We start from the raw sequence: 13784 nt of genomic DNA on the forward strand, positions 1-13784 counted from the left end.
CAAGCACGAAGGTCCGGCCCCTGAGGGGACCGGACCTTCGTCGTGTGCGGTGCAGGATCAGCGCTCGCGGAGCGGGCGTGCTGGCGCGAGCCAGCCGGTGTACGCCGCCGACTCGCCCTTGAGGTGCGCGATCAGCGACGCCTGGGCGCGCGGACGCGGGCTCGGCGGGAGCGGCTTCTGCTTCTTCGGGAGCTTGATGCCCTTGACGTAGCCGTACTTCTGGGCGCCGTTGTTCCCGTTGGAGGCGACCCAGGTGACGGCCTTGCGGCGCACGCTGATGACCTTGGTCTTCTTCTTGCCGATGCGGACCTGCTTGTCCGGGCTTCCCTTCTCGGCGTGGCCCCAGGCGAAGTCGATGGCGTAGCCGTTCTTGTTGACGACCTTGAGCTTGCCGGGGCGGTTCTTGATCTTGGTGACCGAGAGGGTCATCTTCGGCGACGGCTTCACGACGACGGTGAGGGTGCCGGGCACCAGCGTCTCGAAGTCGCAGGCCCAGTACTTGAAGGTGTAGGTGCCGGCGGACTTCACGTCGGCGATGACGAGATGCATGCTGAACAGCTCGGCGAACATGACCTTGCCGTCGAGGACCTCCTCAATGCGGCAGACCTTGAGCTCGTCACCATCGGGGTCGGTGTCGTTGGCCAGGAGAACGGGGAGGGCGATCGTGTTCTCGTACATCGTCACGGTGTCGTTGACGACCACGGGCGGGGCGGCGTTGGCCGGCGCGGCCAGGGAGAGAGCTCCCAGGGTCGAGGCGACCATTCCGGTGGCGAAGAGGGTCGCCAGGCGTGCTGTCAGTCTGCGCATGCGAGGAAACTAGTGCGGCGCACCCTCACTGCGCAGGCGTTTCACCCCTTGTCGCCCCGGACGTCGAGCACGACCTCGAACTCCATGAGGTCAGCGCCGGTGGCCACCGGCTTGCCGTGCTGCCCGGCATGGGCGGCGCGTGAGTCGCCGTCACGCCAGGCGGCGAACGACTCCTCGTCGGCCCACTGGGTCACGACGAAGTAGCGCTCCTCGCCGGCGGTGGGACGCAGCAGCTGGAAGCCGAGGAACCCGGGAGAGTCCTGCACCGTGCTGGCACGTTCGGCGAAGCGACGCTCCAGCTCGGGGCCGGCCTGCGGTGGGAGGGAGATGGCGTTGATCTTCACGACGGACATGCCCCCACGGTAGTCCCGGCTCGGCGGCCCGCAAGGGGGCAGTACGGGTGCGTCCGGACGGGGACGAGCCGTCCCGGGCCACACGATGGTTAGGCTTGGCGGGTGGCCGACCTCAACATTCCCGCTGCTCCCGCCATCGCCGGGACCACCCATCTGCACAGCGGCAAGGTGCGCGACCTCTACCGCATCGACGAGGGTGAGCACGCCGGTCGTCTCCTGATGGTGGCCAGCGACCGGATCTCGGCCTACGACCACGTCCTCTCCTCGACCATCCCGGACAAGGGCGAGATCCTCACCCGGATGTCGTTGTGGTGGTTCGACCAGCTGGCCGACCTGGTGCCCAACCACGTCGTCTCGACCGACGTCCCTGCCTCCGTCGCCGGGCGCGCGGTGATCTGCGAGAGCCTCGACATGTATCCGGTCGAGTGCGTGGCTCGCGGCTACCTGACCGGCTCCGGCCTGGCCGACTACGAGGCCACCGGCGAGGTCTGCGGCATCGCCCTGCCCGACGGTCTCGAGGACGGCTCCCGGCTCCCCGCGCCGATCTTCACGCCCGCCGCGAAGGCTGCCGTCGGCGACCACGACGAGAACGTGTCCTACGCCGCCGTCGAGCGTGAGGTCGGCACCGAGCGCGCTGCCGAGCTGCGTGACCTGACGCTGGCCATCTACGCGCGGGCCGAGGAGGTCGCACGCGAGCGCGGCATCATCCTGGCCGACACGAAGTTCGAGTTCGGCGCGCGCCCCGACGGCACGACCGTGCTCGCCGACGAGGTGCTCACCCCCGACTCGTCACGCTTCTGGCCCGCCTCCGACTGGCAGCCGGGCCTCGTCCAGCCGTCCTACGACAAGCAGATCGTGCGCAACTGGCTGACCTCCGACGCCTCGGGGTGGGACCGCCACGGCGACACCCCGCCGCCGCCCCTGCCCATCGAGGTCGTCGAGCTGACCCGCTCGAAGTACGTCGAGGCGTACGAGCGCCTCACCGGCCTGGCCTTCTGAGACGCGGGGCCTTCTGAGGCGCGGGGCTGCGGAGCCCCCAGAAACTTTCTCGATTTCTTCTCGTCCGGTGCATCCACGAGCGGCACATCTGCGGAGAAGACGTCAACAGGGCGCCACCGTGGTGCCCGGACGTTCGAGAGGAAGTCCCATGAAGCGCCTCACCGGTTCCATCGCCGCCCTCGCCACGGCCGCCACCATCCTCGCCACCGTCGGCCCGGTCGGCACGGCCAACGCCGCCCCCAAGGAGCGCTCCCTCGTCAAGGTGCTCACCTCTGACGGCAACCACTTCGACAAGAACCGCAACGACTTCGACATCGTCACCGAGGCCGCGCTGGCCGTCGTGAAGGCGAAGCCCGACTCGCCCGTCGCCCTGCTCGCCGACGGAAGCGTCAAGCTGACCGCCTTCATCCCCAACGACGAGGCCTTCCGCCTCCTCGTCCACGACCTCACCGGCAAGCGTCTGCGCTCGGAGAAGCGCATCTTCAACACCCTGGTCCGGGTGGCCGGCGTCGACACGGTCGAGCAGGTGCTGCTCTACCACGTCGTGCCGGGCGCCAAGATCAACAGCAAGGCGGCCCTGAAGTCCAACAACGCCGTGCTGACCACCGCCCAGGGCGGCACGGTCAAGGTCAAGGTCCGCACGGGCAAGAAGCCGCAGATCAAGCTGCTCGACCGCGACCCCAACAACCGCAACCCGCGCGTGGTCCTGTCGAAGGTCGACATCAACAAGGGCAACAAGCAGATCGCCCACGGCATCGACCGCGTGCTGCGCCCGATCGACCTCTGAGCCCGACCGGTGCGCTGACGCTGGCCACGAGTCCGTCGTGTGGGTCGCCCCCGGGCCGCTCGGCCCGGACCCGGCCGCCGGCCGTCCCGAGACGTACGACGACGTCACGGGGCGGTCGGCCACGGGGCTGTACGGTGACGAGGTGAGCGCCTCGAGCTACGAGCTGACGGTCGCCGACCTGGCCGTAGGCCTGCGGGACGGTGACCGGGACTGCCTCGAAGAGGTCTTCCGACGGTGGTCGTCGCTGGTGCACACGGTCGCGGTCCGCGCCCTCGGTGCCCACCACGAGGCGGAGGACGTCACCCAGCAGGTCTTCATCTCGGCGTGGCGCAGTCGCCACACCTTGAACCCCAGCGACCACGCGCTGCCGGCGTGGCTGATCGGCATCGCGCGGCACCGGATCTCCGACCGGTTGGCCGAACGAGCCCGTGACGCCCAGAAGGTCGCCTCGGTCGTCGCCCGTGAGGCCAGCTCCGGTGTGCAGGAGCAAGGCGAGCCGGCGGCGTCCGACGCCATGGGCGGTGTCGTCGACCGGCTGGTGCTGGCGCAACAGGTCGACGAGCTCGGTGAGCCGCGGCGTACGATCCTGCGCCTGGCCTTCCACGAGGACCTCACCCACGAACAGATCTCCACCCGGACCGGACTTCCGCTCGGCACGGTCAAGAGCCACCTGCGACGCGGCCTGGTCCACCTACGACGGACGCTGGAGGAGGTGCGTCATGAGTTCAGCTGAGCACGACCACGTCGCCACCGAGCTCCTGGCTGCCCTCGCGATGGGGGAGTCGGCCGACGAGCTCGGCCTCGACCCGCAGCAGCGCGACCACCTGGCCGACTGTGCGAGCTGCACCGCCGAGGTCGCTGCGCTGCGTGAGACGCTGGAGCTCATCGCCGTCGGCGGCGGCACGACGCTCGCCCGCCCGCCCGCCTCGGTGTGGGAGGGCGTCCGGGCCGAGCTCGGCCGGCCGCCCGAGGTCACGCCGATCAGGCGTCGCCGAGCCGTGCCGACCTGGTTCGCTGCGACAGCTGCCGCGGTCGCCCTCGCCGCCGGCGTGGGGCTCGGCGCCTGGATCGTGGCGCCCGACCAGCAGGACGAGCCGGCCCCGCAGGCGCAGGTCGTGGGCGAGGCCCCCCTGGCCTCCCTCGACGGGGCGCCGGAGGACCGCGGTGCGGCGGTCGTACGCCGTGTCGGCGACCACCTCGTGCTGCACGTCGAGGCGAGCGACCTCGGTGGCCCGGCCGGGGAGTCGGACGGCACGCGCGAGGTGTGGCTGATCAACGTCGACGGCAAGCGGATGGTCTCGCTCGGGCTGCTGCCCGCGGGGGAGGCCGGCGACTTCGACTTCCCCGAACGGCTGCTCGACCGGGGTTACCGGATCGTCGACATCTCCTACGAGCCCGACGACGGTGACCCCGTGCACTCCGGCCAGAGCCTGGCCCGGGGCGAGATCGCCTGACCGACGGACCAGCCGCCCGTGGTTCGGCGGCTCCCCGAGTGTGGCGTGGACCACTACATTCGGCTCCATGACGAATCTCGCGTCCCTGCTCTCCGACACCGCTGCCCGTTTCGGTGACCGCACCGCGATCGTGATCGGCGACATGCGGCTCAGCTACGCCCGGCTCGACCAGTACTCGACGCTCTGCGCCAGCCTGCTCGCCTCGCGCGGCATCGGCCCCGGCGACAAGGTGGCGCTGACCTGCCCCAACCTGCCCTTCTTCACGATCGCCTACTACGGCATCCTCAAGGCCGGCGCGACCGTGGTGCCGCTCAACGTGCTGCTGAAGGGCCGTGAGGTGGCTTACCACCTGGCGGACTCGGAGGCGAAGGCCTACCTCTGCTTCGAGGGCACTCCCGAGATGCCGATGGGACGGGAGGGCCATGCCGCCTTCACCGCCACCGACTCCTGCGAGCACTTCTTCGTCATCACCGCCCAGATGGGCGCTCCGTCGCCGATCACGGGCACGGAGTCGATGGTCACGGCCATGGCGGGCGCCTCCGCCGACTTCACCGGCCCGGAGCTGTCCGGCGACGACGGTGCCGTCATCCTCTACACGTCGGGCACGACCGGCCAGCCCAAGGGCGCGGAGCTGACCCACTCCAACATGCTCTCCAACGCGCTGGCCTCCGACCAGCTCTTCGGGGCCGATGCGGAGCGCCCGGACACCTACCTCTGCGTCCTCCCGCTCTTCCACTCCTTCGGCCAGACGGTGATCCAGAACAGTGCGATCGCCTTCGGTGGCACCATCGTGATGCTGCCGCGCTTCGACGCCGAGGCCGCGCTCCAGCTCATGGCCGCGGAGAGGATCACCTTCTTCGCGGGCGTCCCGACGATGTACTGGGCCCTGCTCGGCGTCCTGGACGACTCCGGCGTCGACGTCAAGGGGATCGCCGAGCACCTGCGCGTCGCCGTCTCCGGCGGTGCCGCGCTGCCGGTCGAGGTGCACCGCGAGTTCGAGCGGCGCTTCGGCGTCACGATCATGGAGGGCTACGGGCTCTCGGAGACCTCGCCGGTCGCCAGCTTCTCGACGTTCGGCGAGCCGGTACGCCCCGGCTCCATCGGCCCGGCGATCCCCGGCGTCGAGATGAAGCTGATCAACCCCGTGCCCGGCCAGTGGGACGAGGCGCCTGCCGGTGAGGTCGGCGAGATCGCGATCAAGGGGCCCAACGTCATGAAGGGCTACTACAACCGGCCCGAGGCGACGGCTGAGGTCATCCAGGACGGCTGGTTCCGCACCGGCGACCTGGCCCGGGTCGACGAGGACGGGTGGTACTACATCGTCGACCGCACCAAGGACCTGATCATCCGAGGCGGCTACAACGTCTACCCGCGCGAGATCGAGGAGGTGCTGCTCACCCATCCGGACGTCTCGCTGGCTGCGGTGATCGGTGTCCCGCACGACAGTCACGGCGAGGAGATCAAGGCCGTGGTCATCCGCAAGCCGGGGGCGACGGTGACCGAGGACGAGCTGCTGGCGTGGGGCAAGGAGCAGATGGCGGCGTACAAGTATCCGCGCATCATCGAGTTCCGCGACTCCCTGCCGATGACGGCGACGGGCAAGATCCTCAAGCGCGAGCTGTGAGCGGGCCACCGTAGGCTGCCCGCATGGCCAAGTCCTTCGGCGTCGCGCTCGGTGTCCTCATGCTCGTCTCCGGAGCCGTGTGGACCTTCCAGGGGCTGGGGTGGATCGGCAGCTCCGCCATGAGCGGCGTGGAGATCTGGGCCACCATCGGCCCGATCGTCGCCGGCCTCGGCCTGGCGCTGCTGATCGTCGTGCTCAAGGGCCGGCCCCACTGACGTCTGCTCCCGATGCGGCCGCTGGTCAGGAGCCTGTGCGTGGGCGGATAGACTCCGCGAGGAGATTTCCCCGCGCGCACAGGAGCAGCCCCGTGGCCACAGTCGTCGTCGACGTCATGCCCAAGCCCGAGATCCTCGACCCCCAGGGAAAGGCCGTCCTCGGCGCACTCCCGCGGTTGGGCTTCGGTGGCGTCACCGACGTACGCCAGGGGAAGCGGTTCGAGCTCACCTTCGAGGGTGAGGTCACCGACGAGATCCTCGCCGAGGTGGCCCAGATGGCGGAGACACTGCTCTCCAACCCGGTGATCGAGGACTTCGAGGTCCGCGTCGAGGCTGACGCCTGATGAAGATCGGTGTCGTCACCTTTCCGGGCACGCTCGACGACGTCGACGCCCAGCGCGCGGTCCGCATCGGCGGCAACGAGGCGGTCGCGCTGTGGCACGGCGACCACGACCTCAAGGGAGTCGACGCGGTCGTCCTCCCGGGTGGCTTCTCCTACGGCGACTACCTGCGCTGCGGTGCGATCTCGCGCTTCTCACCGGTCATGACCGAGGTCGCCGAGGCGGCCGCCAAGGGCATGCCCGTGCTCGGCATCTGCAACGGCTTCCAGATCCTCTGCGAGTCGCACCTGCTGCCCGGCGCGCTGATCCGCAACGAGGCCCGCAAGTTCGTCTGCCGCGACCAGCTGCTGCGCATCGAGAACAACACCACCGCCTGGACCTCGGCCTACGCCAAGGACCAGGAGATCACCGTCGTGCTGAAGAACGGTGAGGGCAACTTCATCGCCGACACCGAGACCCTCGACATGCTCGAGGGTGAGGGGCGCGTGGTGGCCCGCTACCTCGGCCGCAACCCCAACGGGTCGGCGCGCGACATCGCCGGCATCACCAACGAGCGCGGCAACGTGGTCGGTCTCATGCCGCACCCCGAGCACGCTGTCGAGGCGATGACCGGCCCCGGCACCGACGGGCTCGGCTTCTTCACCTCGCTCGCCGAGCAGGTGTTCGCCTGATCCCAGGCGTTGCCCGGCACCCACCCCCCGCCAGGCTCGCCAGTGCGGCACGCACCACGAGCGCGTCCGTACGCCTGCACCACCGGCCCGACTCGTACCCCGAGTTCCCGAACCACCCGGAGCCCCACCATGAACCCGAAGACCCTCTACCGCCTCGTCGCGCGCCTCGAGGCGGCGACCTGGGCCCTGCTGATCATCGGCATGGTGCTCAAGTACGTCACCCACACGACTGACGTGGGCGTGAGCATCGCCGGGCCGATCCACGGTGCCGCCTTCCTCGCCTACTGCGTGGTGACCACCTTCGTGGCGGTCGACCAGAAGTGGGGCTTGGGTCGCTGGTTCCTCGGTGTGCTGACCTCGGTGCCGCCGTTCGTGACGCTCTGGTTCGAGTGGTACGCCGAGCGTCGCGGCTTGGTCGCCGACACCTGGCGGCTGGGTGCCGAGACGGCGGGCAACCCGCTGGAGAAACTCGCCACGTTCGTGATCCGCAAGCCGTTCCAGGGCGCGCTGGCCGGCGTCGTCGTGGTGGCCGTGCTCTTCGCGCTGGCGCTGGCGGCCGGTCCGCCGGGAGACGGCAGCCACTGAGGCTGGTCGGCCCGGGTCAGCCCCGGGTTGTGCGCCGTCGTGGCATGCCCTGGATGGGCGAGGCTCAGGAACGTTGCCGGAGCGGGTTCGCCTTGCGGACGGCGCGGGTCACGAAGAGGTCGCGCAGGTCGTGCCGTGCACGAGCGAGGGCGTCGGCGTCGGGGTCGACGTGCCCGGTCTCCGTCGGCGGGGTGAACCAGTCGTCCAGCCGGTGCCACTGGAGGAGGTGACGTCCGGGCGCCACCTCCTGGACCTGCCAGGCCGAGAGGTCGCCGACGCGCTCCATGTGCCGGTCGGTGAGGAGCAGCACGGGGGCAGCGTCCGGGACGTAGGAGTGCCACAGGTGACGGACGAGTCCGTACGCCGGGGTTTGGAGGTCGTGGAACTCGGTGGTGGCGGGTCGCGCTGCGCCGAGCACGGCGACGTCGAGGTGAGGCGCGAGCCGGATGATCAGCTGGACCAGCTCGTGGACCCCTTGGGCCGTGCTGATCTCCGGGTCGGCGTTGCTCCAGGCGGACTGGCCGAAGAGGTCGAGCGTGAGCGTACGGCGCATCAGCTCCCTGCCCTCCTCTCCGGGTGCGGGGAGGCCTGCGAGCTCGATCACGGGCACAGACTCCCTTGCATCCAGGAGGTGAGGCAGGACCTCTGCCGAGTCCTCCGCCGTCACAGGCACCATCAATGTGTGCCCTGCCCAGGTGTGCATGCCGGCGCGTGTCACCCAGGAGGTGGCCTCGGCGAGGAAAGCTGCCTGTGCCACGTCCGTCACGCCCCACCGGCGGACGGGTCGGTGGAGGGCGAACGGGCCGTCCTCGATCGGCGGGTCGAGGGTGAAGGCCAGGAAGGCCGTGGGGGCGAACGCCCGGGACATCAGTTGGACCGACGTGCTCACGGGGGCTGGGCTGATCTCACCGGTGAACCCGGCGGCTGTCAGGTTGGCGGCGAGCGTCTCGACGTCCTTGGTCCAGTTGTCACCGACCGGAAGCCACAGGTACGTGCCGCCACTCGTGGGCAGGACCTCGAGGTCGTCGTCGGCCCCGCCGGGAAGCGGCGTGACGGCGTCCAGCACGGCCGTACGCGCCTCATGCCTGTCCACTCCGTCCAGGTGGACCCACAGGTCGATGCCGGCGAAGCTCTGGCGGCGCGTGCGTTCCTGGTGACGTCGCCTGATGCTGTCGAGGTCAACGGTGATGGTCATGGTGGCCAGTGTGGAGCCGGTTCCTCGGTGTGTCTCCGAAATGCCTGGCAGAAGAAGCGGATACGTCGTCCGCGAGTCGCTCGCCCGCGCCCTGCTCCCGGATCCCTAGACTCCGCCCCGTGCCTCCTGGTCTGACGAAGTTCTGCGCGGCCGTGGCCGGGTGGGTGGCTGTGGTGGTCGTCGCCACCGCGACGGCCATCGGGTTCATCGCCCGCTTCCTGGCGCCGGACGACGCGCCGTACTTCCTGCTCACCGCGGTCGTGGCTGACCGACCGGTGGCCTCGCTGCTGGTCTGGGCGCTCTGCCTGGCCGCGTACGCCGTGCTCTTCCGGTGGACCTGCCGCTGGCTCGACCGATGGCGCCACGGCGTGACCTCCCGCCCTGCGCAGGGAGTGTGGACCCGCCGACTCGAGCGGGCGGTGACGTGGGTCTTCGCCCGCTGGTGGCACGGCGCCGTGGCGGTGGCCGTGCTGTGGTCGCCGTGGATCCTGCTGTCGTGGCCCGGCCAGCCCAACCCGGACTTCGCCCGGATGATCGGCGAGTTCCTGCTGGAGCGCTCCGACTTCACCGACGGCGTGATCGCGCCCTACGAGGCCTACCCGACCTCCCACTACCTGCTGCCCGACAGCGAACGCATCTGGTCGAACCACCACAACTTCTACCTGATGCTCTACTACGGCGCGGTCACCAAGGCCAGCATCGTGCTCTTCGACAGCGCGATGCCCGGGATCTTCCTGCTGAGCACGCTCTCGCTGATCTTCACGCTCGTCGCCTTCGGCCGGGCCTTCTCGATCCTGGGTCGTCTGGTGACGAGCTGGAAGGTCCGTGCCCTCGCCCTCGCCGTCGTCGCCGGCTCACCGCTGATCGCGGTGTGGAGCATGTCCCACACCAAGAACCACCTCTTCGCCGCCGCCTTCGTGTGGTGGCTGGCGCTGGTGGCGCAGTACGTCCACTCCCCGAAGCCCGTGGGCCGGCGCTGGTACGTCGAGACCACGGTCATCTCGCTGGCGGTCGCGGTCTCCGTGCTCTTCGGCTGGATCCTGCTGGTCGTCCAGGCGCTGGTGATGCTGGGCGTACGCCGGGGTCGGTTCGCGCCGCTGGCGGTGATGGCGGTGCCGGCCCTCCTGGTGCACGGCACGGTCTCCGCGGCGGTGGCCTTCGGCGTGCTGATCCCCGGGGACCCGATCGAGACCAAGGGCGTACAGCTGCAGCAGCTCGCCCTCATCCTGCGCGAGCACCCCGACGCGCTCTCCACCGAGGACCGCGAGGCGCTGTCGCGGATCTTCGACCTCGAGGCGATGGCCGCGGCCTACGACCCGGACATCTCGGACCCGGTGAAGTCGACGGGCCCGTATGCCAAGAAGACCGAGAGCTTCCGCTACCAGACCGTGCAACCGGAGGACTGGGACGACTTCACCGGCATCTGGCTGCGCGCAGGTGCCGAGCACCCCGACACCTTCGTCGACGCACTGGTCGCCAAGAGCTACCGCTACCTCGACCCGTTCGACCAGGGCACCCACTGGTACCCGCCTTGGAAGGGTGACTACGAGCGGGTGGTGGGGGACCACTCCATCGCTCCGGTCCCGGTCAACGACGCCGCGCGTCCGGCGCTGCGCGAGTGGGCGGGCGGTTGCTACAGCGCCGAGCTGTGCCGCCCGTTGCTCTCGCACTCGGTGCGGACGGTGGCCGTCGTGCTCCTCTGTGCGGCCGCCATCGTGGTGCGCCGCCGCTTCGCCTGGCTGTGGGCGATGCCCTTCGCCCTGCAGGTCGGCATCGTGGCCATGTCGCCGCTCGCAGCCGGAGGACGCTACGCCCTCGGGTTCACCTACGGCCTGGCGGTCGTGGTGCTGCTCATGGCGATGGACGATCGTCAGCCGGAGCAGACTCCGGCTGAGGTGCCTGCGTCGGGGTGAAGAGCCACCGGTAGCCCAGGAAGTTGACCACCATGCCCGTGCCCATCGCGAGGACCTTGGCCGCGGGGGTGACCAGCTCGTGGGCGGCCGACGGCGCCACGGCCTCGGCCAGGCCGAGGGCCGCGACGATCACCGCCGACTGCACGACGAGGCCGGTGAAGAGCGTGACCCCGGCGAAGCGCAGGTAGACCGCGACGCCGGAGGACTGCGAGCGGAAGACCCAGGCGCGGTTGATGAAGAAGCTGACGGTCATCACGCAGACCGTGGAGATCGTGTTGGCCAGCACCGCGGCCATGCCGATGCCCACGGCCAGCAGCGAGAAGAGCGCGAGGTCGAGCGCGGTGTTGAAGAGCCCGACCAGCAGGTAGCGGTCGACGCTGCGCGACCCGATCCTCATGGCTGGGGTGGGGCCGGCAGCTGCAGGTAGAACAGGCGCCGGGTCTCCTGGCGTCCGCGCAGCACTCCGTAGAGGATCATCCCGACGGCGAGGAGCAGGACCCCGATGACCACCAGCGACGAGGCCAGGATGGCGGTCGGGAAGCGGTCGACCCGGCCAGTCTCCAGGTAGTCGGCGACGACCGGCAGGCCCAGGGCGAGCCCCAGGAGGACGGACAGCGCGCTCGCCACGTTGAAGGCCAGGCGCGGGCGTTCGTGCACGAGCAGGTGCCCGAGCAGGCCCAGGATCTTGAAACCGTCGCGGAAGGTGCTGAGCTTCGACTCCGACCCGGCGGGGCGGTCCTGGAACCCCACCGGCACCTCGATCTGCGGCACCCGCAGGTTGGCCGCGTGGATGGTCAGCTCGGTCTCGATCTCGAACTCCTCGGAGTCCGCCGGGAACGACTTGATGTAGCGCCGGGAGAAGACGCGGTAGCCCGACAGCATGTCGGTGACCGGCTCGCCGAAGGCCAGCGAGGTGACCTGGTTGAACATCTTGTTGCCCCACGCGTGCCCGGGGCGATAGCTGCTGGTGTCCTGGGTGTCGACCCTGCACCCCAGGACGTGGTCGTAGGGGCCGGACAGCAGCGTCTTGACGAGCAGCGGCGCCGCGGATGCGTCGTACGTGTCGTCGCCGTCGATCATCAGGTAGACGTCAGCCTCGATGTCGGCGAAGGCGCGCCGGACCACGTTGCCCTTGCCCTTGCGGGACTCCGTGCGGACCACGGCCCCGGCCTCCTGGGCGACCTTGGCGGTCTGGTCCGTGGAGTTGTTGTCGTAGACGTAGACCGTCGCGGTGGGCAGCGCCGCGCGCAGGTCGCGGACCACCGTTCCGACGGTGAGCTCCTCGTTGTGGCACGGCACGATCGCGGCGATCGAGAGGTGGTCGAGCTGCATGGTCCCCCGGGGGTTCGTCTGGGCAGGCGGGTGCGCTGCCGACCTCGTCCAGGGACCGGCCCGCGGCGCCGCGACCCTACTCGATCAGCGCACCCCTGAGGCGAGGTATCGCCAGACGACCGGGTGGGCGTTGCCGTTCCGGGTCATCTTGCGCCGCTTCTGGTAGGCCTTCACGGCCTTCTTCGTCTTCTGGTCGTAGACGCCGGTCGCGACGTCCTTGCTCACGCCCGCCGCCACGAGGGCACGCTGGAGACGACGGACGGCGTTGCTGGCCGAGCCGACCTTCAGCACCGGCCGGGCGCCGTGGCTGTGCAGGCGCACCCAGTGGCTCTGGCTGAACGTCGTGGAGGTGCGCAGGCCGTGGGCGCGCTGCCACGCAGCGACCGCTTTCTGGGTGCGCTTGTTGTACTTGCCGTGCATCCGCCACGGGTAGTGGCCCTGCTCCTTGAGCGCGCACTGGAGCGCCTGGACCCGGCCCTTGTACGTCGTGCCCGGCTTGATCGCGGGGTACGACGTGAACGAGGTCCTGATGCCGTTGCAGCGCCGCTCGGTGCCGGGGTGGTTGCCCTTGCCGAGGTCGAGGAAGTTGGTGTCGATGTTGATGGTGACGTTGCCGTACCGCTCGTCGTGGCCGCCGAGGTACTGCTTCATGCGGCCACCGGGGCGCCACCCGTCGTTGCGGATGTAGTCGGTGGAGGTGTTGGCCTTGCCGTCCCAGCGGGCGATCCAGATGTTCTTCGGCAGCTTGAACTTGCCCGGACGCTCGACGCGGGCGTCGTCGACCATCTTGATGCCCGAGCTGGCGCCGGAGTACATGCCGGACACGTAGCCGAGCTGGTGGATCCGGTTGACCCAGGCGGAGACGAAGGCGAGCGCGGACTCGCGGCAGTGCTTGTTGGTCAGCGTGAAGCCCTCGAGGTCGTACCAGAGGGTGCTGCCGTGGCGCAGGCCGAGCGCCTCGGCGTCGGCGGCGTTCTTCTCGGCCTCACGGGCACCCTGCGTACGCGCCTTCGGGTAGCGGCCCCCCTTGCCCGGAGTCGGGTTGATGGTGAAGTCGTCCTTGTAGCGCGGGAAACGCTCCTGGCAGGACGCCTGCGGGCCGAGCGCGATCGGCAGCAGCCGCCATCCCTTGCTCAGCTGGGTCGAGACCCAGCGCGGGGTCAGGTTGGGCTGGCTGCGGCAGGCGCGGGAGTCGCCCGAGATGTAGATGCCGACGGCGAGGTAGGGCGAGTGGTTCAGCCAGGCGTCCATCTTCTGCTGCGTGGGCGCGAGGCACTGGTCGAAGCCGTAGCCCTTGAAGTTGCCGGGCGTGACGGGGTTCGTCGTCTTCTTCGCGACCGTGGCGACGGCCGGTGCGGACGAGGCAGCGGGCGCCGTGGTCGTGAGCAGGGCGGCGCTGAGCGCGAGCGTCCCGGCGGCCGCGGTGAGGCGGCGTACGAAGGCACGTGCGGCGGGCTGGTTCGAGGGCATGGCTGACTCCGGGTGCAACGGGGGAAGTTCGATGACCA

The 13784-nt window shown here is 69.8% G+C and carries 16 protein-coding genes; 10 read left to right on the forward strand and 6 right to left on the reverse strand.

Annotated features, from left to right (window positions below):
• Positions 1–57 precede the first annotated feature (57 nt).
• Positions 58–807 (reverse strand): Ig-like domain-containing protein, encoded by a 750-nt coding sequence (locus FCL41_RS01590; protein ID WP_137064281.1) that lies wholly within the window; start codon positions 805–807, stop codon positions 58–60.
• 41 nt (positions 808–848) lie between these two features.
• The gene (locus tag FCL41_RS01595; RefSeq protein ID WP_137064280.1) at positions 849–1160 is read right to left on the reverse strand and encodes an antibiotic biosynthesis monooxygenase family protein; all 312 of its coding nucleotides are present in this window, start codon (positions 1158–1160) and stop codon (positions 849–851) included.
• 102 nt (positions 1161–1262) lie between these two features.
• On the opposite strand from FCL41_RS01595, the gene FCL41_RS01600 reads away from it, so the two are divergent.
• The 9 genes from FCL41_RS01600 to FCL41_RS01640 all read left to right on the forward strand — a co-directional run bounded on the left by FCL41_RS01600 (position 1263) and on the right by FCL41_RS01640 (position 7836).
• Positions 1263–2159: a phosphoribosylaminoimidazolesuccinocarboxamide synthase gene (locus FCL41_RS01600; RefSeq protein WP_137064279.1), complete on the forward strand. Its 897-nt coding sequence runs from the start codon at positions 1263–1265 to the stop codon at positions 2157–2159.
• 148 nt (positions 2160–2307) lie between these two features.
• Positions 2308–2946 carry a fasciclin domain-containing protein gene (locus FCL41_RS01605; protein ID WP_137064278.1) on the forward strand — a complete coding sequence of 213 codons (639 nt, stop codon included), beginning with the start codon at positions 2308–2310 and terminating at the stop codon, positions 2944–2946.
• Positions 2947–2983: 37 nt separating this feature from the next.
• Positions 2984–3679 (forward strand): RNA polymerase sigma factor, encoded by a 696-nt coding sequence (locus FCL41_RS01610; RefSeq protein WP_239021723.1) that lies wholly within the window; start codon positions 2984–2986, stop codon positions 3677–3679.
• Positions 3666–4400, forward strand: coding sequence for an anti-sigma factor (locus FCL41_RS01615; protein ID WP_137064277.1), 735 nt, complete (start codon positions 3666–3668; stop codon positions 4398–4400). The genes FCL41_RS01610 and FCL41_RS01615 overlap by 14 nt, the downstream gene beginning before the upstream one ends.
• Before the next feature lie 67 nt (positions 4401–4467).
• Positions 4468–6024 carry a long-chain-fatty-acid--CoA ligase gene (locus tag FCL41_RS01620; RefSeq protein WP_137064276.1) on the forward strand — a complete coding sequence of 519 codons (1557 nt, stop codon included), beginning with the start codon at positions 4468–4470 and terminating at the stop codon, positions 6022–6024.
• Positions 6025–6047: 23 nt separating this feature from the next.
• Positions 6048–6239, forward strand: coding sequence for a hypothetical protein (locus tag FCL41_RS01625; RefSeq protein ID WP_137064275.1), 192 nt, complete (start codon positions 6048–6050; stop codon positions 6237–6239).
• Between the two features lie 92 nt (positions 6240–6331).
• A complete protein-coding gene (gene purS, locus FCL41_RS01630; RefSeq protein WP_137064274.1) occupies positions 6332–6583 on the forward strand; it encodes a phosphoribosylformylglycinamidine synthase subunit PurS in 252 nt (83 codons plus the stop codon).
• Complete coding sequence (gene purQ, locus FCL41_RS01635) at positions 6583–7251, forward strand: phosphoribosylformylglycinamidine synthase subunit PurQ (protein WP_137064273.1); 669 nt, start codon at positions 6583–6585, stop codon at positions 7249–7251. Before purS ends, purQ begins: the two co-directional genes overlap by 1 nt.
• Positions 7252–7380: 129 nt before the next feature.
• Positions 7381–7836 carry a DUF3817 domain-containing protein gene (locus FCL41_RS01640; protein ID WP_137064272.1) on the forward strand — a complete coding sequence of 152 codons (456 nt, stop codon included), beginning with the start codon at positions 7381–7383 and terminating at the stop codon, positions 7834–7836.
• 64 nt (positions 7837–7900) lie between these two features.
• Here the strand turns inward: FCL41_RS01640 and FCL41_RS01645 are convergent, their stop codons facing one another.
• Positions 7901–9031, reverse strand: a complete 1131-nt coding sequence (locus FCL41_RS01645) for a hypothetical protein (protein ID WP_137064271.1) — start codon at positions 9029–9031, stop codon at positions 7901–7903.
• Positions 9032–9150: 119 nt separating this feature from the next.
• On the opposite strand from FCL41_RS01645, the gene FCL41_RS01650 reads away from it, so the two are divergent.
• Complete coding sequence (locus FCL41_RS01650) at positions 9151–10944, forward strand: DUF6020 family protein (protein ID WP_137064270.1); 1794 nt, start codon at positions 9151–9153, stop codon at positions 10942–10944.
• Here the strand turns inward: FCL41_RS01650 and FCL41_RS01655 are convergent.
• From FCL41_RS01655 to FCL41_RS01665, 3 genes are all read right to left on the reverse strand, one after another.
• Positions 10883–11341: a GtrA family protein gene (locus tag FCL41_RS01655; RefSeq protein ID WP_137064269.1), complete on the reverse strand. Its 459-nt coding sequence runs from the start codon at positions 11339–11341 to the stop codon at positions 10883–10885. The genes FCL41_RS01650 and FCL41_RS01655 overlap by 62 nt on opposite strands.
• Positions 11338–12276, reverse strand: coding sequence for a glycosyltransferase (locus FCL41_RS01660; RefSeq protein WP_137064268.1), 939 nt, complete (start codon positions 12274–12276; stop codon positions 11338–11340). Before FCL41_RS01660 ends, FCL41_RS01655 begins: the two co-directional genes overlap by 4 nt.
• Before the next feature lie 84 nt (positions 12277–12360).
• Positions 12361–13746, reverse strand: a complete 1386-nt coding sequence (locus FCL41_RS01665) for a glycoside hydrolase domain-containing protein (protein WP_137064267.1) — start codon at positions 13744–13746, stop codon at positions 12361–12363.
• Positions 13747–13784 lie beyond the last annotated feature (38 nt).

Source organism: Nocardioides jishulii (assembly GCF_006007965.1).
GTDB lineage: Bacteria > Actinomycetota > Actinomycetes > Propionibacteriales > Nocardioidaceae > Nocardioides > Nocardioides jishulii.